Origin of the sequence: Komagataeibacter europaeus LMG 18890, assembly GCF_000285295.1 — a bacterium.
In the GTDB taxonomy this organism is placed as follows: Bacteria; Pseudomonadota; Alphaproteobacteria; order Acetobacterales; family Acetobacteraceae; genus Komagataeibacter; species Komagataeibacter europaeus.
The window spans coordinates 1-20,140 of the sequence record NZ_CADP01000004.1; the positions used below are offsets into that span (position 1 = coordinate 1).

20 protein-coding genes are annotated in these 20,140 nt (G+C 62.8%); 8 read left to right on the plus strand and 12 right to left on the minus strand.

Annotation, left to right across the window (positions count from 1 at the left end):
* The coding region (locus tag GEU01_RS03070) for an IS630 family transposase (protein ID WP_019084899.1) at positions 1-894 on the plus strand (894 nt) is incomplete at its 5' end.
* A 20-nt stretch (positions 895-914) separates the two neighbouring features.
* Here the strand turns inward: GEU01_RS03070 and trmB are convergent.
* The 6 genes from trmB to GEU01_RS03100 all read right to left on the minus strand — a co-directional run bounded on the left by trmB (position 915) and on the right by GEU01_RS03100 (position 8,205).
* Positions 915-1,619: a tRNA (guanine(46)-N(7))-methyltransferase TrmB gene (gene trmB / locus GEU01_RS03075; RefSeq protein WP_019084900.1), complete on the minus strand. Its 705-nt coding sequence runs from the start codon at positions 1,617-1,619 to the stop codon at positions 915-917.
* A gap of 257 nt (positions 1,620-1,876) precedes the next feature.
* A complete protein-coding gene (gene metK / locus GEU01_RS03080) occupies positions 1,877-3,064 on the minus strand; it encodes a methionine adenosyltransferase (RefSeq protein WP_010508604.1) in 1,188 nt (395 codons plus the stop codon).
* Between the two features lie 146 nt (positions 3,065-3,210).
* The gene (dapB, locus tag GEU01_RS03085; RefSeq protein ID WP_019084901.1) at positions 3,211-4,002 is read right to left on the minus strand and encodes a 4-hydroxy-tetrahydrodipicolinate reductase; all 792 of its coding nucleotides are present in this window, start codon (positions 4,000-4,002) and stop codon (positions 3,211-3,213) included.
* Between the two features lie 181 nt (positions 4,003-4,183).
* Positions 4,184-5,311, minus strand: a complete 1,128-nt coding sequence (gene dnaJ / locus GEU01_RS03090; protein ID WP_010508607.1) for a molecular chaperone DnaJ — start codon at positions 5,309-5,311, stop codon at positions 4,184-4,186.
* Between the two features lie 188 nt (positions 5,312-5,499).
* Positions 5,500-7,413: a molecular chaperone DnaK gene (gene dnaK / locus GEU01_RS03095; RefSeq protein WP_019084902.1), complete on the minus strand. Its 1,914-nt coding sequence runs from the start codon at positions 7,411-7,413 to the stop codon at positions 5,500-5,502.
* 186 nt (positions 7,414-7,599) lie between these two features.
* Positions 7,600-8,205 carry a nucleotide exchange factor GrpE gene (locus tag GEU01_RS03100; RefSeq protein WP_010508609.1) on the minus strand — a complete coding sequence of 202 codons (606 nt, stop codon included), beginning with the start codon at positions 8,203-8,205 and terminating at the stop codon, positions 7,600-7,602.
* Positions 8,206-8,452: 247 nt separating this feature from the next.
* On the opposite strand from GEU01_RS03100, the gene GEU01_RS03105 reads away from it, so the two are divergent.
* Together GEU01_RS03105 and GEU01_RS03110 are read left to right on the plus strand one after the other, a co-directional pair.
* Positions 8,453-9,163: a response regulator transcription factor gene (locus GEU01_RS03105; protein ID WP_010508610.1), complete on the plus strand. Its 711-nt coding sequence runs from the start codon at positions 8,453-8,455 to the stop codon at positions 9,161-9,163.
* A gap of 9 nt (positions 9,164-9,172) precedes the next feature.
* Entirely contained in the window at positions 9,173-10,951 is a 1,779-nt protein-coding gene (locus tag GEU01_RS03110; RefSeq protein ID WP_026018463.1) for a stimulus-sensing domain-containing protein, read from the plus strand.
* On the opposite strand, the gene pqqE is transcribed toward GEU01_RS03110, so the two are convergent.
* The 5 genes from pqqE to pqqA are packed head-to-tail and all read right to left on the minus strand — an operon-like array spanning position 10,932 to position 14,109.
* Complete coding sequence (pqqE, locus tag GEU01_RS03115) at positions 10,932-12,038, minus strand: pyrroloquinoline quinone biosynthesis protein PqqE (protein ID WP_010508612.1); 1,107 nt, start codon at positions 12,036-12,038, stop codon at positions 10,932-10,934. The two genes, GEU01_RS03110 and pqqE, sit on opposite strands and share 20 nt — an antisense overlap.
* Positions 12,035-12,319: a pyrroloquinoline quinone biosynthesis peptide chaperone PqqD gene (gene pqqD, locus GEU01_RS03120; RefSeq protein ID WP_010508613.1), complete on the minus strand. Its 285-nt coding sequence runs from the start codon at positions 12,317-12,319 to the stop codon at positions 12,035-12,037. Before pqqD ends, pqqE begins: the two co-directional genes overlap by 4 nt.
* The gene (gene pqqC, locus GEU01_RS03125; RefSeq protein ID WP_019084905.1) at positions 12,316-13,053 is read right to left on the minus strand and encodes a pyrroloquinoline-quinone synthase PqqC; all 738 of its coding nucleotides are present in this window, start codon (positions 13,051-13,053) and stop codon (positions 12,316-12,318) included. The genes pqqD and pqqC overlap by 4 nt, the downstream gene beginning before the upstream one ends.
* The gene (gene pqqB, locus GEU01_RS03130) at positions 13,050-13,973 is read right to left on the minus strand and encodes a pyrroloquinoline quinone biosynthesis protein PqqB (protein ID WP_019084906.1); all 924 of its coding nucleotides are present in this window, start codon (positions 13,971-13,973) and stop codon (positions 13,050-13,052) included. Before pqqB ends, pqqC begins: the two co-directional genes overlap by 4 nt.
* Before the next feature lie 55 nt (positions 13,974-14,028).
* Positions 14,029-14,109, minus strand: coding sequence for a pyrroloquinoline quinone precursor peptide PqqA (gene pqqA, locus GEU01_RS22245; protein ID WP_010508617.1), 81 nt, complete (start codon positions 14,107-14,109; stop codon positions 14,029-14,031).
* 298 nt (positions 14,110-14,407) lie between these two features.
* Here pqqA and GEU01_RS03140 point away from each other — a divergent pair, with 298 nt between their 5' ends.
* A complete protein-coding gene (locus tag GEU01_RS03140; RefSeq protein WP_373321365.1) occupies positions 14,408-15,670 on the plus strand; it encodes an AI-2E family transporter in 1,263 nt (420 codons plus the stop codon).
* Here the strand turns inward: GEU01_RS03140 and GEU01_RS03145 are convergent.
* Positions 15,667-16,431, minus strand: a complete 765-nt coding sequence (locus GEU01_RS03145) for a Crp/Fnr family transcriptional regulator (protein ID WP_010508619.1) — start codon at positions 16,429-16,431, stop codon at positions 15,667-15,669. The genes GEU01_RS03140 and GEU01_RS03145 overlap by 4 nt on opposite strands.
* Positions 16,432-16,660: 229 nt before the next feature.
* Here GEU01_RS03145 and GEU01_RS03150 point away from each other — a divergent pair, with 229 nt between their 5' ends.
* From GEU01_RS03150 to GEU01_RS03165, 4 genes are all read left to right on the plus strand, one after another.
* Positions 16,661-17,125, plus strand: coding sequence for a hypothetical protein (locus GEU01_RS03150; protein ID WP_019084908.1), 465 nt, complete (start codon positions 16,661-16,663; stop codon positions 17,123-17,125).
* A 119-nt stretch (positions 17,126-17,244) separates the two neighbouring features.
* The gene (locus GEU01_RS03155) at positions 17,245-18,030 is read left to right on the plus strand and encodes an OmpW/AlkL family protein (RefSeq protein ID WP_019084909.1); all 786 of its coding nucleotides are present in this window, start codon (positions 17,245-17,247) and stop codon (positions 18,028-18,030) included.
* 4 nt (positions 18,031-18,034) lie between these two features.
* Positions 18,035-19,402 (plus strand): oxygen-independent coproporphyrinogen III oxidase, encoded by a 1,368-nt coding sequence (gene hemN, locus GEU01_RS03160; protein ID WP_019084910.1) that lies wholly within the window; start codon positions 18,035-18,037, stop codon positions 19,400-19,402.
* Between the two features lie 54 nt (positions 19,403-19,456).
* Positions 19,457-20,098, plus strand: coding sequence for a 2OG-Fe(II) oxygenase (locus GEU01_RS03165; RefSeq protein WP_042710766.1), 642 nt, complete (start codon positions 19,457-19,459; stop codon positions 20,096-20,098).
* Positions 20,099-20,140 lie beyond the last annotated feature (42 nt).

The window sequence follows — 20,140 nt, forward strand, 5'->3', positions numbered from 1 at the left end:
ACGGACCGTCTGGACGGGCTTTACGATGAACCCCGGCCGGGGACACCACGCTCGATCGGCGACGGGGAAATCGCGGAGACGATCCGCCGGACACTGGAAGAAACCCCGCGCGGTGCTACGCATTGGTCGCTGCGCTCGATGGCACAGGCCGTGGGATATGCACCGTCAACGATCCATCGCATCTGGAAAGCGTTCGGGTTACAGCCGCATCGAACAGAGACCTTCAAACTGTCGAACGACCCCCTCTTCGTGGAGAAGGTCCGCGACATCGTTGGTCTGTATATGGCACCGCCGGAGCGTGCGCTGGTACTGTGCGTGGATGAGAAGAGCCAGATCCAGGCGCTGGATCGCAGCCAGCCCATGCTCCCGATGCGGCCCGGCCAGGTCGAGCGGCGGACACATGACTATACCCGCCACGGTACGACCTCACTGTTCGCAGCTCTCGACATTGCCACCGGCACCATCATTGGAAAGTGTTATCCGAAGCACCGATCCACGGAATTCCGCAAATTCCTTGACCAGATCGAAACCAATGTGCCGACTGACCTCGATATCCATCTGGTGATGGATAACTATGCCACCCACAAGACGAAGCTGATCCGTGACTGGTTGGCCAGGCGCCCGCGCTGGCACGTTCATTTTACGCCGACCGGGGCCTCATGGATCAATCAGGTGGAGCGGTTTTTCGCTCTCGTCACTGAAAAGCAGATCAGGCGCGGCATTCACCGTTCGACCGAAGCCCTGGAGGCCGACATCAGGGCTTTCATCGCCGTCCATAACGAACAGCCCAAGCCCTTCAAATGGACCAGATCCGCCGACGACATCCTGCAGGCCGTCAAGCGATTCTGCCTCCGTACTACCAAAATCAGCGAAACTTCAGAATCAGGACACTAGAAGCTTTTCCAGACAGTCCTTCAGCGCCGGATGAAGGTCCAGTACAAGGGCTGGCGTCCCGCCTTCAGCGCCTTGGCTTCGTAACGGGTTGGCGGCCAGCCGTCGGGGCGCACCCTGGCGGGTGGCGCGGTGTCAAACAGGTCCTGCGCGCCCATCACTTCCTCGACCCATGCCTGATAGGTCGGATCGTCACTGGCCACGCGCCAGATCGCGCCGGGACGCAGGATCCGGGCGGCCAGTTTCACCGTCTCGGGGTGGACGAAACGCCGCTTCGCATGGCGGGACTTGGGCCACGGATCAGGAAACATCAGGAACAGGCGGTCAATCGACGCATCGGGCAGGCCGCGCAGCAGGATACGCGCGTCCTCATCCCAGATCCGCAGCATGTCCGGGACGGGCGCGGTTGCTTCCTCATCATCCGGCACGACGCGGGACAGCAGGGAACACAACCCGTTTTCAAAGACTTCGCACGCGATATAGCCAACATCCGGATGGGCGGCATTCTGGGCCAGCGAATGTTCGCCGCCACCAAAGCCGACCTCCAGCCAGATCTGTCCGGGCGCATGCCCGAAAGCTGACGCCGGGTCCGGTATCGCCGCCTCGGGAAAACGCATGCGCGGCAGTGTCTGGTCCAGAAGCCGCTGCTGGCGCGGGCGCAGCGGATGGCCGCGCTGGCGTCCGTAAAGCCGGTCAGGCGATGCCTTTACATCCACGGAGGCCGTCATATGTCCGAAAATCCTGCTCCTGCTGCCGTGGCGCACGCCGCACGGCATGATTGAAAAACACAGCGGGGGCCGCCATGACCGGCTTTTACAAGCAGTCACGGCAGGCCCCCAATGGCTCCGGCACGTTATAGGCCAAAGCGGACGGATTCATGAACCCGCCAGATCGTCAAAAAGTTTTTGGTGAAGCTTTTTTCAAAAAGCTTCACGGAACGCCGCCTTTTTAAAAAAAGGCGGCACCCAAAAACCTTTCCTGTTTTTTAGCGGTTGAACGCGCCACGCAGGGCGTCGACCAGATCGGTCTGTTCCCACGTGAAATCGTCCTTCGCCGCATCCGGCGTGCGGCCGAAATGGCCGTAGGCGGAGGTCTGGGTGTAGATCGGGCGGTTCAGGCGCAGGTGCTTGCGGATACCGCGCGGGGACAGGTCCATGACCTCACGCAGCACACGACCCAGCTTCGCCTCGTCCACATCCTTGCCCGTGTCATCAAGGTCAACATAGACCGACAGCGGGTGGGACACGCCAATGGCATAGGAAATCTGCAGCGTGCAGCGATCGGCCAGGCCTGCGGCCACGACGTTCTTCGCCAGGTAGCGACAGGCATAGGCCGCCGAGCGGTCAACCTTCGTCGGATCCTTGCCCGAGAACGCGCCGCCACCATGCGGTGCCGCACCGCCATAGGTATCCACAATGATCTTGCGCCCGGTCAGGCCGCAATCACCATCCGGACCACCGATGACAAAGACGCCGGTGGGGTTGACGTAGAATTCGTCTTCCGGCGGCATCCAGCCTTCCGGCAGGACATCACGCACGATGCTGCCCAGTTCCTCACGGATGGTGGCCTGGCTGGCCCCTTCAACGTGCTGGGTGGAAATCACGACGGAGGTCGCGCCAACCGGCTTGCCATTGACATAGCGCAGGCTGACCTGGCTCTTGGCATCGGGCTGCAGGGCCGCGGCGCGCGGATCACCCGCCTTGCGCAGGTCACGCACGCGGTGAAGGATGTCATGCGCGTAGAACAGCGGCGCGGGCATGAGGCTTTCGGTTTCACGCGTGGCGAAGCCGAACATGATGCCCTGGTCACCAGCGCCCTCGTCCTTCTCGCCCGCGCTGTCCACGCCCACGGCGATATCGGCGGACTGTGCGTGCAGGTAGTATTCCACCTCGGCATTGCGCCATGAGAAACCGGCCTGGTCGTAGCCGATATCCTTCACCGCGTCGCGCGCACCCTGGATCAGCAGGTCAGGGGTGACAGAGGCCGGGCCACGGACTTCACCAGCCAGGATGATGCGGTTGGTGGTGACCATTGTTTCACACGCAACGCGCGATTCACCGTCTGCGGTCAGGAATGCATCAAGAACGGTATCACTGATCCGGTCGGCGACCTTGTCGGGATGCCCTTCGGATACCGATTCCGATGTAAACAGAAAATCGCCTTTATTACGCATGATGGTCCTGTCTGCCTCGTATGGAGTAGGAGAAATAACGCCTGCGGAACCCGGCGTACGATCGCATGCGTTTGGCGGAAACCGGGTCAGGCGTCAAGCCATTTCCCTGAATACCACCCTCGCAGGGCGCGGGCCCCGTACCCCGGTTACGCCGGGCGTTCCAGCCCCAGTACATCTTCCATATTATAAAGACCCGCCACGCGCGCCCGCAGCCAGCGCGCCGCCCGCACGGCCCCGGTCGCATAGACCCGGCGGTCAAAGGACCGGTGGGTCAGGCTGATCTGTTCATGCCCCGATGTGAAAATGACGGAATGCTCGCCCACGATCTGCCCGCCACGCAGGGCGGCAAACCCGATCGCCCCATCGGCACGCGGGCCGGTATGGCCATCGCGACCGCTTTCGATATGGTCTTCCAGCCGGATTCCACGGCCTTCAGCCACCGCGCGGCCCATGGCCAGCGCCGTGCCGGACGGGGCATCGACCTTCTGCCGATGGTGCATTTCCAGTATCTCGGCATCATATTCGCTGCCGGGCAGGACGGCGGCCATCTGCCGGGCCAACCGGGTGACCAGCGTGACACCGGGGGAAAAATTGGCCGCCTGCACGACCGCGATCCTTTTCGCCGCCGCATCGACAGCCTGCTGCTGGACCGGCGACAGGCCGGTCGTGCCCAGCACCCATGCGATCCCGCTTTCAGCCAGTGCCGTGGCATGCGGGATGACCGTATCGGCGTGGGTGAAATCAATCACGACATCGCAATGGCGCGCAAGTCCGGCAATATCGGCATAAACGGGACAGTCGATCCCAACGACCGTCTGACCATTACGCGTCGTGCCCCCGGCCAGCACGGCGCCACCCGATGGCACTTCTTCCGCCAGAAGGCGACCGACACGCCCATTCAGGCCCGCGATCCCGATACGCAATGGCTGCGCGTCCATGCAGTCTTCTCCACCAGTCCAGATATAGAAATAGCGGCGCGACCGGGGGATCGCGCCGCCTGAGCCTATCCATGGTGCAAGTTGGGGGGGATTCACCATGAATAGTATGATGACCCTACACCTGAATAATCAGTCATTTCAACTGCCGCCCCGTCATGACAGGGCGGGGGAAAGGGCAGGTTTACAGCTTGCCTTCAAAAAAATCCTTCACCTTGCTGAAGAAACCGGTGCTTTCGGGGCTGCCCTTGGCATGGCCTGCGCCGTCGCCCTCGAATTCCTCCAGCAGTTCACGCTGGCGCTTGGTCAGGTGGCGCGGCGTTTCCACCACGACCTGGATATACATGTCCCCGCGCGCGGAAGACCGCAGGACCGAAAAACCCTTGCCCCGCAGGCGGAAATGTTCGCCCGTCTGGGTTCCCGCCGGGATCTTCACCTTGGTGCGTGACCCGTCAACGACCGGTACCTCGATCTCGGTCCCCAGGGCCGCCTGCGCCATGCGCACGGGCACGCGACAGTAGATATTGGCGCCATCGCGCTGGAAGATCGCATGCTGTTCGACCGATACATGGACATACAGGTCGCCCGCGGGCACGCCCTTGCCGCCGGATTCCCCCTCGCCAGAAATACGGATGCGGGTGCCGTCTTCCACGCCGGCGGGGATCGCGACCTCGATGGTACGGTTCTTTTCCACCGTGCCTGTGCCGTGGCATTCCTTGCACGGATTACGGATCAGGTGGCCCGAGCCATGACAGGTGGGGCAGGGACGTTCCACAAAGAAGAAGCCCTGCTGTGCGCGCACCTTGCCCGCGCCATGGCACGATGGGCAGGTTTCGGGCTTCGCATCCTTGTCCGCCGAACCGGTGCCGTCACAGCTTTCACAGGTGACGCGGGTGGGAACGGTGATCTTTTTCTTAACGCCGGAAAAGGCCTCGGCAAAGGTGATGGTGACCTGCACCTGCAGGTCGGCACCCGAGCGGCGGCCACCACGCCGGCCACCCATCATGTCGCCAAACATCTGTTCAAAGATGTCACCCAGGCCGCCACCGCCGAAATCGAAGCCGCCAGCACCGGGGCCACCGCCCTCGAACGCCGCATGGCCGAACCGGTCATAGGCCGCGCGCTTCTGGTCATCCTTCAGCACGTCGTAGGCTTCGTTGATTTCCTTGAACCTGTTTTCCGCATCCGTATCCCCGGGATTCCGGTCGGGGTGGTACTTCATGGCCAGCTTGCGATACGCCCGCTTGATCTCGTCACCATTGGCATCGCGAGAAACTTCAAGGACTGCGTAATAATCTATCTTGGTGGCCATGTGGGTCCTCTAGCAAACGCGATCGCCCGACATCCTCGCGGCACGATCCTCGCGTTCCAGATATTGTTGCTGGGCAGAATATGAAAAGCGCCCGCCTTCACAGAAGCACGGGCGCCACCTTGGTGGAAGGTGGGGCGGACCCGAAGGTCCACCCCTCATTCCGGAGCCTGTATGACGCCTTGCGGCGATCAGGACTTCTTGGAGTCGTCCACGTCTTCGAAGTCGGCGTCGACAACCTTTTCGTCCTTCGGCGCGCCGCCCGGGGCAGCGCCGGCAGCACCCGGTGCGCCTTCGGCCTGGCCTGCCTTGTAGACAGCTTCGCCAACCTTCATGGCAACCTGCGTCAGGCGATCGGTCGCCGTCTTCAGGGCTTCGGCATCGGTGCCTTCCAGTGCCTTGCGCACTTCGGCAATCGCTGCTTCCGCTTCCGTCTTGTCAGCCGCCGGAACCTTGTCGCCTGCTTCGCTCAGGGACTTTTCGACCTGATGGGTCAGACCTTCGGCCTGGTTACGGGCCTCGACCTGTTCCTTCTTCGCCTTGTCGGCGGCGGCATTGGCTTCGGCGTCCTTCACCATCTTTTCGATGTCGGACTCGGACAGACCACCAGAAGCCTGGATCTTGATCTGCTGTTCCTTGCCGGTCGCCTTGTCCTTGGCCGAGACGGACACGATGCCGTTGGCGTCGATGTCGAACGTCACCTCGATCTGCGGCACGCCACGCGGTGCGGGGGCGATGCCGGTCAGGTCGAACGTGCCCAGCAGCTTATTGTCAGCAGACATTTCACGCTCGCCCTGATAGACCTTGATGGTCACGGCGCTCTGGTTGTCTTCCGCGGTCGAGAAGGTCTGGCTCTTCTTCGTCGGGATCGTCGTGTTGCGGTCGATCAGGCGGGTGAACACGCCACCCAGCGTCTCGATACCCAGCGACAGCGGCGTCACATCGAGCAGCAGCACATCCTTGACGTCACCCTGCAGCACCGCGCCCTGAACCGCCGCGCCGATGGCGACCACTTCGTCGGGGTTCACGTTGCGGGCGGGTTCCTTGCCGAAGAACTCCTTAACGGCCTCGATCACCTTGGGCATACGGGTCATGCCGCCGACCAGGATGACTTCGTCAATCTCACCAGCGGAAACCGACGCGTCCTTCATTGCGGCGCGGCAGGGTTCCAGCGTGCGCTGGATCAGGTCGTCCACCAGGCTTTCCAGCTTCGCGCGGGTCAGCTTCACCACAAGATGCTTTGGGCCGGATGCATCAGCCGTGATGAACGGCAGGTTGATCTCGGTCTCCTTGGAGGAGGACAGCTCGATCTTCGCCTTTTCGGCCGCTTCCTTCAGGCGCTGCAGGGCCAGCTTGTCCTGACGCAGGTCGATGCCCTGCTCACGCTTGAACTCGTCAGCCAGGAAGCCGATGATGCGGGCGTCAAAGTCTTCACCGCCGAGGAAGGTGTCACCGTTGGTGGACTTCACCTCGATCACGCCGTCGGAGATCTCGAGGATGGACACGTCGAACGTGCCGCCGCCAAGGTCATAGACCGCAACCGTGCCGCCGTTCTTCTTCTGCAGGCCATAGGCCAGCGCCGCAGCGGTCGGTTCGTTGATGATACGCAGGACTTCCAGACCGGCGATACGGCCGGCGTCCTTGGTGGCCTGGCGCTGTGCGTCGTTGAAGTACGCGGGCACCGTAATGACGGCCTGCGTGACCTTCTCGCCCAGGTAGGATTCGGCAGTTTCCTTCATCTTGCCCAGAATGAAGGCGGAAATCTGCGCGGGGGCGTATTTCTTGCCCTGTGCCTCGACCCATGCGTCGCCGTTGTCGCCCTTTACGATGGCGTAGGGGACCAGTTCCTTGTCCTTCGCCACGGTGGGATCGTCATAGCGGCGGCCGATCAGACGCTTGACCGCATACAGGGTGTTGGCCGGGTTGGTGACCGCCTGGCGCTTCGCCGCCTGACCGACCAGCATTTCGCCGTTATCGGTGAACGCCACCATGGACGGGGTGGTACGTGCGCCTTCGCTGTTCTCGATAACCCGCGTCTCGTCGCCTTCGCGCACGGCAACGCAGGAATTGGTCGTACCAAGGTCGATACCGATAACCTTGCTCATTCAGATACTCTCCTTTTCAGCGGCCTGTCCTGACCCGAAGCATCGGGACAGACCCTTTCTTTCATATCGTCCGGTGACGGGGCGGACTGTCTGTTTCACATCCACCCGGCAGCACCGCTGTTACCATCCGATGTAGGCAGCCCCCGCGCAGCTTTCAAGGGCCTGAAGGCGTGCGCGGAAACGATTTCACCCTGCCTGCGCCGGTCCCTTTGACACGACAACCATGGCCGGCTTGAGCAGCCGCCCGTGCAGCGTCCATGCGGGGGTCCATGCCTCCATCACGGTGCCATGGGCGTGTTCGTCGCTGTGCTGTTCCGCCATGGCCTGATGGAGGTTGGCGTCAAAGGGCTTGCCCTTCGCGTCTTCCGCCTTGATGCCATTGCGTTCCAGAATGCCGATGAACGACCGCTCGGTGCTTTCGATCCCTTCGCGCATGCGGGTCAGGATGCTGTCCTCGCCCTCGGTGGGCTGGGGCAGGCTGGCCACCGCGCGCTTGAGGTTGTCAGCCGCCTCGACCACATCCTTGGCGAATTTCTGCACGGCGTACTGCCGGGCGTCTTCCACCTCGCGCTTGGCGCGGTTGCGGACGTTCTGGGTCTCGGCTTCCGCACGGACCCATTTGTCACGCAGGGTCGCGACCTCGGCCTCCAGTTCGGCCACGCGCGGATCGACCGCGGCGTGCCCGGCTTCGGCCTCCGGCGCATGGCCGGAATGCTCATCAGTCGCGGGATTGGGTGTGCCGTCGCCGGTTGCGGCATTGGCAAAGGGGTTGGGGTCTGTGTTCTCGCTCATGCTCTTACAAGTAGGTAACGGCTGGCCAATGGACAAGGCATTGCGCTCCCGGCAGGCATGCCGTTTTTGCGCAACTTGTCCCGATCCGATGGAACAGCCGGAACGCCAGCGGCGTTCCAGTGAAGCAGGATGCCCGCATCCCCTCATGACATGCGGGCGGATATGACGCTATGGTACATACGTGCGCCGGACAAGGAACCGGCAGACATGCCCCCCCATCCGGCAGAGGAGCGAAAAGAGAGCCCCCATGGAGCCAACGAAACAGACGATCGTGCTGGTTGACGATGACAGGAACATCCTGACCTCCGTGCAGATGACACTGGAGGCGGAGGGATTCATCGTCCGCACCTATACCGATGGCGAAAGCGCGCTGCACGGTCTGTCGTCACGGCCGGCGGATCTGGCGGTGCTGGATATCAAGATGCCGCGCATGGACGGGATGGAACTGCTCCAGCGCCTGCGCGCGCGCTCGCAGCTGCCGGTGATCTTCCTGTCTTCCAAGGATGAGGAAGTGGACCAGCTCATGGGCCTGCGGCTGGGGGCGGATGACTATATCACCAAGCCCTTTTCCCAGCGCCTGCTGCTTGAGCGCATCCGCGCGCTGCTGCGCCGCAATGAAGTCAGCCGCAGCGAGGCCGCGGGCGTAAGCCCCACCGGCACCATGGTGCGCGGCGGGCTGTCGCTGGATGAAACACGCCACCAGTGCCTGTGGCACGGGCGCGACATCCAGCTTACGGTGACCGAATTCCTGCTGGTCAAGGCGCTGGCGGCGCGCCCGGGACTGGTCAAGTCGCGCGACCAGCTGATCGATGCGGCGTATGGCGAGAACATTTATGTCGATGACCGCACGATCGACAGCCACATCAAGCGCGTGCGCAAGAAATTCCGCCAGGTTGATGAGGAATTCAACCAGATCGAGACCCTGTACGGGATCGGCTACCGCTACAAGGAAGAATGATCCAGCCGGATGCCGCGTCCCGTTCTTTCCCTCCCATTTGCAGTGCCCCCCCGACTGCGCCGTCTGATCCCGCGCCGGTGGAGCGGGGAGGGCAGGAACGCGGTCGCGGAATTCATGGAATACCGCACCCGGCTGGTCTCGCCGCTCATGCGGCGTATCCTGCTGGTCAATACACTCCCGCTGGGGCTGCTGGCGCTGACGCTGCTGTACCTGACGCAGTTCCAGAACAGCCTGCTGGAAGCCGAGGTCTCGGCACTGCGTGAACAGGCACGTATCTATGCCGGCGCGCTGGGACAGAGCGCCGTCATCATTTCCCGCCGTGATGTCACGCTGGAACCCACCTTGGCCCGCCCGCTGCTGCTGCGCCTGACGGAACCGAGCCCCAGCGCGCATGCCCGCCTGTTCGCCCCCGACGGGCAGGTCGTGGCGGACAGCCGCGTGGAACAGGCCGGCCACCATGGCGATGCGGGCAGGCTGCCCCCGCCACCGGCGGAAGATGACGAGCATTCGCTCCTGTACCCCCCATCGGTCAACATGGGCGAACGGCTGTACAACTGGCTTCTGGCGCAGCTGCCCACCCTGTCGGGTGAGCGGATCATGACGCTGGACACGCCGGATTCCGACCCCTCCATCCAGCCCGTGACCCAGCCTGATGGCACGCGGGTCATGGAAATCCCGCCCTATATCCGCCGCAATGCCAACCACCAGCTTATGGTCACGGTGGCCGAACCCGTGATGCATGACGGGCGGACGACAGTGGGCATCATCCAGCTTACGCGCGAAGCGCGTGACGTGGACCGTTCGCTGTTTGCCGTGCGGTCGTCCATCCTGTCGCTGTTCCTCATGGCGCTGGCGCTGACCATCCTGCTGTCATGGTACCTGTCGCTGACCATCGCGCGCCCGCTGCTGCGGCTGGCGGCGTCGGCCCATACCATGCGCGAATCCTCCAACCGGACGGACATGGTGCCCGAACGCCTGCTGGCGCGACGTGATGAAATCGGGGAAGTCGCCCGTGCGCTGCAGGACAGCGCCAGCGCGCTATGGGCCCGCATGGACGCCATTGAACGGTTTGCGGCCGATGTCAGCCATGAAATCAAGAACCCGCTGTCCTCCATCCGCTCGGCCATTGAAAGCCTGCTGCGCATCGACGATCCCGAACGCCAGCGACGGCTGCTGTCGATCATCAATGATGACGTGCGACGACTTGACCGCCTGATTACCGATATTTCCGATGCCAGCCGCGTGGATGCGGAACTGTCGCGTGCCCGGGCCGAACCGATTGCCATCGTGCCGCTGCTGTCGGTGCTGACGGAAATACACCAGGCGACCCGCCAGCCGGGACAGCCCTACATGGCCGTGGCCAGCAGTGGCGACAGCCCGGAACGGCGTCTGACCGTCCTTGCGGTGGAAGACAGGCTGGTGCAGGTGCTGCGCAACCTGATCGGCAACGCGATTTCCTTTTCCCCGCCTGATGGCAAGATCCTGCTCAGCGCGGTGCCGGCGGGCAGCATGGTCGAAATTGCGGTCAGTGACGATGGCCCCGGCATTCCGCAGGCCAAGCTGGACAACATTTTCGACCGTTTTTATTCCGAACGCCCCAGCAGCGAGAATTTCGGGCAGCATTCAGGTCTTGGCCTGTCCATCAGCAAGCAGATCATCGAAGCCCTGCGCGGCACCATCAGTGCGGAAAACCGCATTGACGCCGATGGTCACGTGCAGGGCGCGCGTTTCGTGATCTGCCTGCCCCGGGTGGACGTGAAGGCGGAGGTCAGCCGACCTCATCCGTAGCACGCGCGTACCGACGATACCGGAAGGGCGGTGGTTCGGCAGGCAGGGTTTCCAGCACCCTGACAACCCGTTCATGATCGGGCGCGCGGCTGCACACCGGATCGGTCGCCGCAGCATCGCCCGCCAGCGCCAGCGCCTGGCAACGGCAGCCCCCCCAGTCCTTTTCGCGCTGGTCACAGCTACGGCAGGGCTGCGGCATCCAGTCCGTACCCCGGAACATGGAAAATAGCGGGGAATCGCGCCAGATATGCGCCAGCGTGTCGTGGCGCACATCAGGGAAGGCGACATTGGGGATCGTCTCGGCCGCATGACAGGGCAGCACCCGGCCGGACGGGGAGATATTGATGAACCGGCGTCCCCAGCCCCCCATGCATGGCTTGGGACGGTCCGCGTAATAATCCGGCGTCACGTAATCTATGGTCAGGCGACCTGCATATTTCTCCCGTGCGGCCTCCACGGCCTGCGTGGTCTGTTCAAGCTGCTGTGCCGTGGGCATGAGGGCCGCGCGATTGGCCAGCCCCCAGCCATAATACTGCGTATGGGCGATCTCGACCCGGCGGGCACCCATTTCCACCGCTGCCGCCAGCATCTGCGGCACGCGGGCGGCGTTTTCGCGGTAGATGACGAAATTCAGCGTCAGCGGCATGCCATCCGCCACCACCAGTCCTGCCGCTGCCATCTTGCGGGCCTGAGCGCCCTTCATGCCGCCCACATGTTCGGCATTGGCGGTATCAATATCCTGAAAAGACAGCTGGACATGATCCAGCCCGGCATCGACCAGCGCGGGAAAGGTCTTTTCGTTCAGCAGCACGCCAGACGTGATGAGGTTGGTGTACAGCCCCAGCCCCACCGCGTGCCGGACCAGATCCGGCAGGTCCGGGCGGCTCATCGGTTCCCCGCCGGAGAAATGGACCTGCAGCACGCCCATTTCGGCAGCCTGATCCAGCACGCTGATCCAGTCCTGCGTGGACAGTTCGTTGCGGCGGGGTTCAAGTGCGATCGGGTTGGAACAGTACGGACACTGCAACGGGCAGCGATGCGTCAGTTCCGCCAGAAGGCTCATGGGGGAAAGAATGGTTTCTGTCATGCCACCAGCACCTGCCGGGTAATAAGGTCACTGACCATGACATGGACATCCCGGCCGATCACATCAACCGGGGCTGCAAACCGGGTGGCCAGTTCAGCCACGATCTGGCCCAGTGTGCGCGTGCCATCAACCAGCTTCAGCACCTCGGCTGCAATGGGGTCGGGTATGAAGGCCCGTTCCGGGGCCTGTATGATCCACCGTTCACGCACGCGGTCATGCTGCAGCCGGACCCCGCGCGCGAAGCGGATGATGCTGTCGTCTGTCAGGTCCGTGGTGGTCATGCCGCGTCCGGACGGAAGGCGCCGGGGGGAATGCGGCCTGGATTGACATAGGCGTATTCCAGTTCATCCAGCATGGCCCACAGGACACCGCACTTGAACTTCAGCGCATCCAGCACCGCTTTCTGCTGTTCGGGCGTGCGGGCATGTTCCTTTACATAACCCAGCGCGAAATCGGAATCACGCGGGGCCTGTGTCAGGCGCGGCTGGAAATAGGCCAGCGTCTCGGGCGTGATGAAATCATAATGCCGCAGCATGCCCGCCACGCGCTCGCTTATGATGGTGGGCGAGAACAGTTCGGTCAGGGACGAGGCAATGGCTTCAAGGATGGAACGGTCGCGCACGAAAGCCACATAGGCATCCACCGCGAAACGGGTGGCGGGCAGCAGCCCCTCCAGCGACTCCACATAGGTCCGGTCCAGCCCCAGCCCGTCGGTCAGCTTCAGCCAGCGCGCGACGCCGCCCGTGCCCGGTGCGTCACCATCATGGTCCACCAGCCGCCTGCGCCATTCACGCCGCAGTTCCGCCGTGGGCAGGCGGGCCAGCAGGGTCGCGTCCTTGGCCGGGATGCTGGCCTGGTAATAATAGCGGTTCAGCGCCCATGCCTGCACCTGCGCACGGTTCAGCCGTCCGTCATGCAGCGCACGATGGAAGGGGTGCAGGTTATGGTAGCGTTCCGCCCCGATGGCGCGCAGCGCGGCCTCGAGTTCATCGGGGGAAAGCAGTTTTCCGCTCATGCCGTAATCCTCATCCCGTCATGGGAGATTTCCCACCCCGCCGCCTCGACCTGGGCACGTTCGGGCGAGTCCGCCAGCAGGACAGGGTTGGAATTGTTGATGTGTATGAAAATCCTGCGCTTGATGCCCAGGTCACGCAGGGCCGCGATGGTACCATCCATGCCATCCATGGACATGTGACCCATGCGGCGGCCGGTCTTTTCACCCAGGCCCGCACGAACCATCTCGTCATCGACCCACAGCGTGCCGTCAAAGAACACGGCGTCCGCACCACGCAGGCGCACCCGCAGGTTATCGGTCATGCGCGCGCAGCCCGGCACGAAACAGACACGATGGCTACCATCGGATATTTCCAGCCCGACCGTTTCGCCATTTTCACAGATTGCCGCCGGATCAGGCCCGGACTCGGCATAAAGCGGCACCTTGCCGGGTACCGCGAACGGCACGACGGTCAGGCCCGCGGGCGTGCCATCGGTCAGCTTCAGCGCCAGTGGTTCGTCGAGTCCCATGGGCGTGCGGGTCACGACCGCGCGGTTCAGGGCTTCAAAAATGGGATTGGCATCCAGCATGGACAGCACTTCGGGCGTGGCCAGCAGGGTAAAGGGCTGGCGTTCACGCAGGGTGAGCAGCCCGGTAATGGTATCCACCTCGCCACCCGTCAGGATGACACCCGCGATGGGCGTTGAACGCAGGCCTTCGCTGGGATGCAGGGCAGGGGTCTGGTTTATCTGGGTCCGCAGGTCAGGGGAAGCGTTGACCACGAACCAGTTCTTTCCATCCCCACTTATGGCGATGGAAGCCTGTGTGCGGGGCAGGGCTGCCGGATCGCCGGCCCTGGCCCGCCTGCAACCGGGAGCATTGGAATTCCATTGCGGAAATCCGCCACCCGCCGCCGCGCCGAGAACGATAATGTCGATCATGGACGCAGACTGTAAAAGAAAATCGCCGCCTGTGCGAGACAGGCGGCGATGTTCCTTACTTCTTTTCGCCGCAGACGTAGCTGTTGATCTCGGCGCCCAGGGGGACTTCAACGATCTTGGGGGTATTCCAGGCCATGGGACTCTCCATTGATTGCAGTTCCAGAAGGCAGCAAGCCTTCGTCTTACGGTATTTGACCCCTGTCCAATCGTGCTTTCAAGTACCGTCTCCCGCCATATGGGGTCCAAAAATTCACGTTAGCGTGTACCCGGCCCCCGCCCCTGCAATGGCTGCGTAGCGGGAATGTGCCAAAAACCTTGGTCCTGCCTTTCATATATCGCCATAAGGAACGGATTGGTACGATACGAATGACAAGCGGGCACAGGAAACGCCAAACCCATTGGGGCCACGCCAGCACTACCTCAGGACCTGATTGATGCCGCCCGAGACAGAGCCAACCCCACCACAACAGCCCTCTTACGAACAGATACAGCAGCAGCGCGCCATAGAGGTCATGCGCCACAGCCGCATCGACACACGCACCGCCTGCCTGCTGCTGCTGAGTGTACTGGCGGTTTTCTACACCCTGTATTTCGCATCCGCCATCATCCTGCCCATGATCCTGGCGCTGGTGGTGAACCTGCTGCTGTCCACGCCGCTGCGCTTCCTGCATACGCGCCTGCATCTGCCCAAGCCGCTGGCCGCACTGTGCCTGATCCTGTGTGTATTCGGTGTCGTCGGCGCGGTGGGCACCGCCATTTCCGTGCCCGCCACCGGCTGGCTGGAACGCGCGCCAGAGGCGATCAATACGCTGCAGGAACGGCTGGCCTTCCTGCGCGGTCCGTTCCAGCTACTGAACAGCGCATCCGACCGCATCCACAATTTCATGACCATTGCGGGCGGCCACGTGGACCACCCGGCATCCGTGACCGATACGCCTGACGGGCATGTCATTGTGGTCGCGAACCCCGGCGGGGGCGGGCTGGACCGGTTCAGTTCCTCCATCCTGCTGGGCACGCAGGCATTCATGGGCCAGTTCTTCACCATGATCCTGATGCTGTTCTTCCTGCTGGCGCAGGGGGACAGCCTGCTGCGCCGCTTTGTGGAGATCATGCCCACCTTTGCCGACAAGCGCCGCACGGTACAGATCGCCTACCAGATCGAACGCAATGTCTCGCAGTACCTGGCCACCATCACCATCATCAACAGCCTGGTCGGACTGGTGAACATGGTGCAGTGCTGGCTGCTGGGCATGCCCAACCCGCTGCTGTGGGGGGTCATGGCGTTCCTGCTGAACTACATTCCCATTATCGGGCCGATGATGGGGATCATCATCTATTTCCTCGTGGGGCTGTTCATTTACCCGTCCGCGTGGCAGGCGCTGCTGCCACCCGCCATTTACCTGTGCATCCACCTGACGGAAGGCGAGACGATCACCCCCATGGTGCTGGCGCGTCGTTTCACGCTCAACCCGGTGCTGGTCATGGCGTCACTGATGTTCTGGGACTGGCTGTGGGGTATTTTCGGGGCGTTCCTGTCCGTGCCCCTGCTGGCGGTCTTCAAGATCATCTGTGACCATGTGGAGATCCTGACCCCGATCGGCCACATCGTGGGGGGACCGGCGCGCACCACCCCACCCAAACCGCTCTTTACGGATGCAGCCGACCTGTCCGACGACAGGCCGGCTGAAGATGATTAGCTATTGCCCGCCGCCAGCACATCAAGCTTCGCCACCGACAGGATGGTGATGGCATAGCCCTTGCCGACTTCGATCATGCCCTGGCTGCGCATCCAGCTCAGCGTGCGGCTGACGGTTTCGATGGTCAGGCCAAGGTAGTCGGCAATATCGCCCCGCGTCATGGGCAGGTGCAGGCGGCCGCCATTTTCCTGACCGGGCAGCTGGCTTGCGTGCATCTGGTCCAGCAGGAAGCTGGCCACGCGCTCACGCGCGGTCTTGCGTCCCAGCAGCAGCATCTGGTTCTGGGCCGCGACCAGTTCATTGGACGCCTCTTCCAGCAGGCGGCGTTCCAGCTTGGGAAAATCATCCAGCAGGTCGGCCATCTTGTCGCGTGAAAAACGGCATACCCTTACCGTATCCACCGCTTCCGCGCCAAAGGCGTAATTGTCCGACACCGCAAGGCCGAGGAAATGCCCCGGTGAGGCGAAACCCGTGATCTGGCGCCGTCCATCAGGCAATGCCTTGAACAGCTTGACCGTGCCGGAGGTGACATTGAAAAAGTCGGTCGCCGGCGCGCCTTCCTCGATAAAGCCGCGACCGGGGGGAATGATGGTTTCCACCGCCGCTTCGGACAGGCGGGAAATGTCATCCGGCCCGATCACGCTGCATACGCTGGTGGGCCGGACGCTGCATGTCGTGCAGAAATCGGTCTGTGCACCACCCGCGCCGATGACGATACGCCGAGGCCTCGATTCAAACTGACACGAAGGCATATCCGACATAATTATTCCTAATCACTTTCAGGCGCCTGCGTTCCGGCGCCGAAGTAACCGGACATGCCTGGCTCCCTAGAAATACACTAATGCATTTGCCAAGAGCGCCGAGTATGGCGGATGGTTTGATGTAAATCAATGCATTCCGCCGGGAAATATCGGGTAAACAGACACGTATCACAGAAAAATCCCCAAGCCTTTGAGGAAAATCCGACGCGTGCAGGCCGTCCCCCCGCCTATGGTCCGACGACTGGACCGTACAGATGTGCCGCTCCTTTATCCCCTGATCCGGATATCGCTGCCGCATATCTCGCTGCGGGACTGGATACGCATCGGACGCAGGATGGCCCGGCCGGGAACACGCGTGCATGAAGGCATCCTGGTCGCCCATTACGGCCCCGGCCGGCCACCCTGCGCCATGGCCACCTTCCGCCGCGGGTTCGACCTGTATTCGGGCGACACGCTGACGGCGGATTACATCCTGACCCTGTCCTGTACCCACCAGCAGAAGATCATTGATGCACTGCTGCCCGCCATGGAAACACTGGCCCGCGAAATGGGGTGTGATGCAATACGCACGCTGTCCCATAGTAACCGGGTGCTAAATCAGGACACCACGGTCCGGAAACTGTGTTCAACAAGCCACATTACCGAAAGAACAGTCAGGCTGGACCATAATAAGGAAATACTTCACCCATCCTGATTGATTCATATCAAAGCCGAATGTAAGGTGGGCGTGATTTCTGCACCTGACAAATCAAATTGAACATTCTTAACGATCCCGCCTGCATGCCAGCCGGAATAAACTAGGGTCTGCTCACGATGAAGAACATCCGTAAACTCGCCATGTCGGCAGCACTGGGCGCCACGGCACTGGCCCCTGTCGCGGTCCATGCGCAGACGACAGCTCCCTCCACCTACGTCAACGCACCGCTGGCAAAGCCCGTGCCCGTGGCACAGCCCAAGGGTCACTGCGGGATCTTCCAGACCTGCTCGACCACCAAGATCGGCCTGGGCAAGGGTGACTTCATGATCCGCCTGTCCGCTGTGGGCGTGCTGCCCGAAGATCGCGACAGCCGCGTCTGGGCCAACGGCGCGCCACTGGCTGGCACCCGGATTAAGACCACCAACCAGGTCATGCCGGAACTGACGTTCGAATACTTCGTGACCGACAACATCTCGCTGGACCTGATCGCGACCAGCACCCGTCATGAAGTGGCGGCCGAAGGCGGTGCCGTGGGCGGCAAGCTTGACGTGGGCAGCGCATGGGTGCTGCCGCCGACGGTGACCGTCGCGTGGCATTTCCGTCCGCACAAGCGCCTGAACCCGTATGTGGGTGTTGGCGGCACGTTCATGTGGTTCCACAACATGAGTGCTGCGAACAACGGCCTGACCAGCAAGCTGAACTCCGGCTTCACCGGTGGCCCGTCCATCAACGCCGGTGTGGATTACCAGCTGGTTGGCAACTGGTTCTTCAACTTCGACGTGAAGCAGATGTTCGTGCGCATGCACGCATGGGCTGAAAACTCCAGCGAAAGCGTGCATGTCACGGCCCACGACTCGCTGGATCCGACCGTCGTTTCCGCCGGTATCGCCTACCGGTTCTAATGGCATGAACGCGGCGGACAGTTCCCTGCTTTCCCGCTATGGGGGCAACCTGCCGCGTTACACCAGCTACCCCACCGCAGCGCAGTTCAGTGATGCGGTGGGGCCGCAGGACAGCCGCGTATGGCTGTCCTCCCTCCCGGCGGACCAGCCGGTTTCCCTTTACCTGCATGTTCCCTTCTGTGACACGCTATGCCGGTTCTGCGGGTGCAATACCGCCGTGCTGCGCAATGTGGATGCCCGGGCCGCCTATGCCGCCCTGCTGCATGAGGAACTGCGCCGCATCATCGCCCTGATCGGCCCCGGTCGCCGTGTCACTCACCTGCAATGGGGTGGCGGCACGCCCACGACCCTGCCGGGCAGCGCCATGCGCCGCGTGATGCAGGCCATCCGCCGGGATTTCGACATTGCCGCGGATGCTGAAATCAGCATCGAAGTCGATCCCCGTCATCTTCCCCCCGACTATCCCGCCCTGCTGCATGAACTCGGGTTCAACCGTGCCAGCATGGGCGTGCAGGATCTTGACGCGGACGTGCAGGACGCCTGTGGCCGGATCCAGAGCTGGGAACAGACCAGCGACTGCCTGAACGCCCTGCGGGATGCCGGGGTGGACTCCATCAACATCGACCTGATCTATGGCCTGCCACGGCAGGATGCGGCAGGTGTCGCGCGTACGGCGCGCGCGGTGGCCAGCCTGCGCCCGGACCGGCTGGCGGTATTCGGTTACGCGCATGTGCCATGGAAGCAGAAACGCCAGAGCCTGATGCCGGTGGGCGACCTGCCCGGCCCGCAGGCACGCATTGCCCAGCGCGCGGCGATTGACGCGACCCTGCGTGACGAAGGGTTCCTGCCGGTCGGGCTGGATCATTACGTCAGCCCGCGTGACAGCATGGCCCGCGCCCTGGCCACGGGCACCCTGCACCGTAATTTTCAGGGCTATACCACCGACAGCGCGCCAAACCTGATCGGGGTTGGGGCATCGGCCATTTCCTCGCTGCCCGGCGGCATGACGCAGAATGCGGTATCATCCGCCGCCTATGCCCGGCTCATGGCCGCAGACGCGGACACGCTACCCGTCGTGCGTGGCGTGCGCCTGGGACCGGACGATCACATCCGCGCCGCGATCATAGAACAGGTGATGTGCGACATGCAGGTCAATCTGGGGCAGGTCTGTGCGCAGCATCACCTGCCTGCCAGCCATTTTGCCCCCGAACTGTCCCGTCTTGCGCCCATGGTGGCAGACGGGCTGGTCAACATTGCGGACCAGCAGGTACGGGTTACGGAAAAGGGGCGCAGTTTCGTGCGCCACGTCGCGGCTGTCTTTGACCGCTACCTGACGGCCGACAGCGCCACCCGCCACGCCAGCGCCCTGTAACCACAGGCAGCAGCCCCCTGTGGCAAAATGGCCCAAGCAGCAGAATATCCATTCATGGAAACGAATTGCGTCATCGCGGCCCTTGCCGCCACACCGGTCACGCCACGGCCCTTTGCGCACTGGCAGCTATATGACGTGCTGCCCGCCCCGGTGGCCGCGGCGCTGGTGGCATGGGTCCCGGATCCACATTTCATGGGTGGCGACAGTGGCGGACAGCGGGCGGGCCGCAACGGGCACCGGCTGTTCATCACCCCGGCCCTGCAGGCGGCCGGCACAGCGCTGGCGCAACTGGCGGACCTGTTCGACAATGCACAGACCCGCGCCGCCTTTACCGACATATGCGGCGCGCACCTTGAAAACGCGGCCCTGCGGCTTGAACTATGCCTTGATACGGATGGGTTCTGGCTGGAACCCCATACCGATATCGGGGCCAAGCGGCTCACGCTGCTGGTTTCGCTGTCCATGGGGGCGCAGGCGGCGGAATGGGGAACGGACCTCATGACACCACGGGGCGACCCCGTCGCACGGGCTTCGGGCGTGTTCAACTCGGGGCTGCTGTTCATTCCGTCCGCGCAATCGTGGCACGGCTTCGTCCCCCGCCCGCTGGCCGCCACCCGCAGGACGCTGATCGTCAATTACGTCGGCCCCGAATGGCGGGCGACGGAGGAACTGGCCCGCAGGATACAGGCAGTGTAAACGCACCGCCATTGCACGCCCGTAGGGCACGGAATGCGCAAC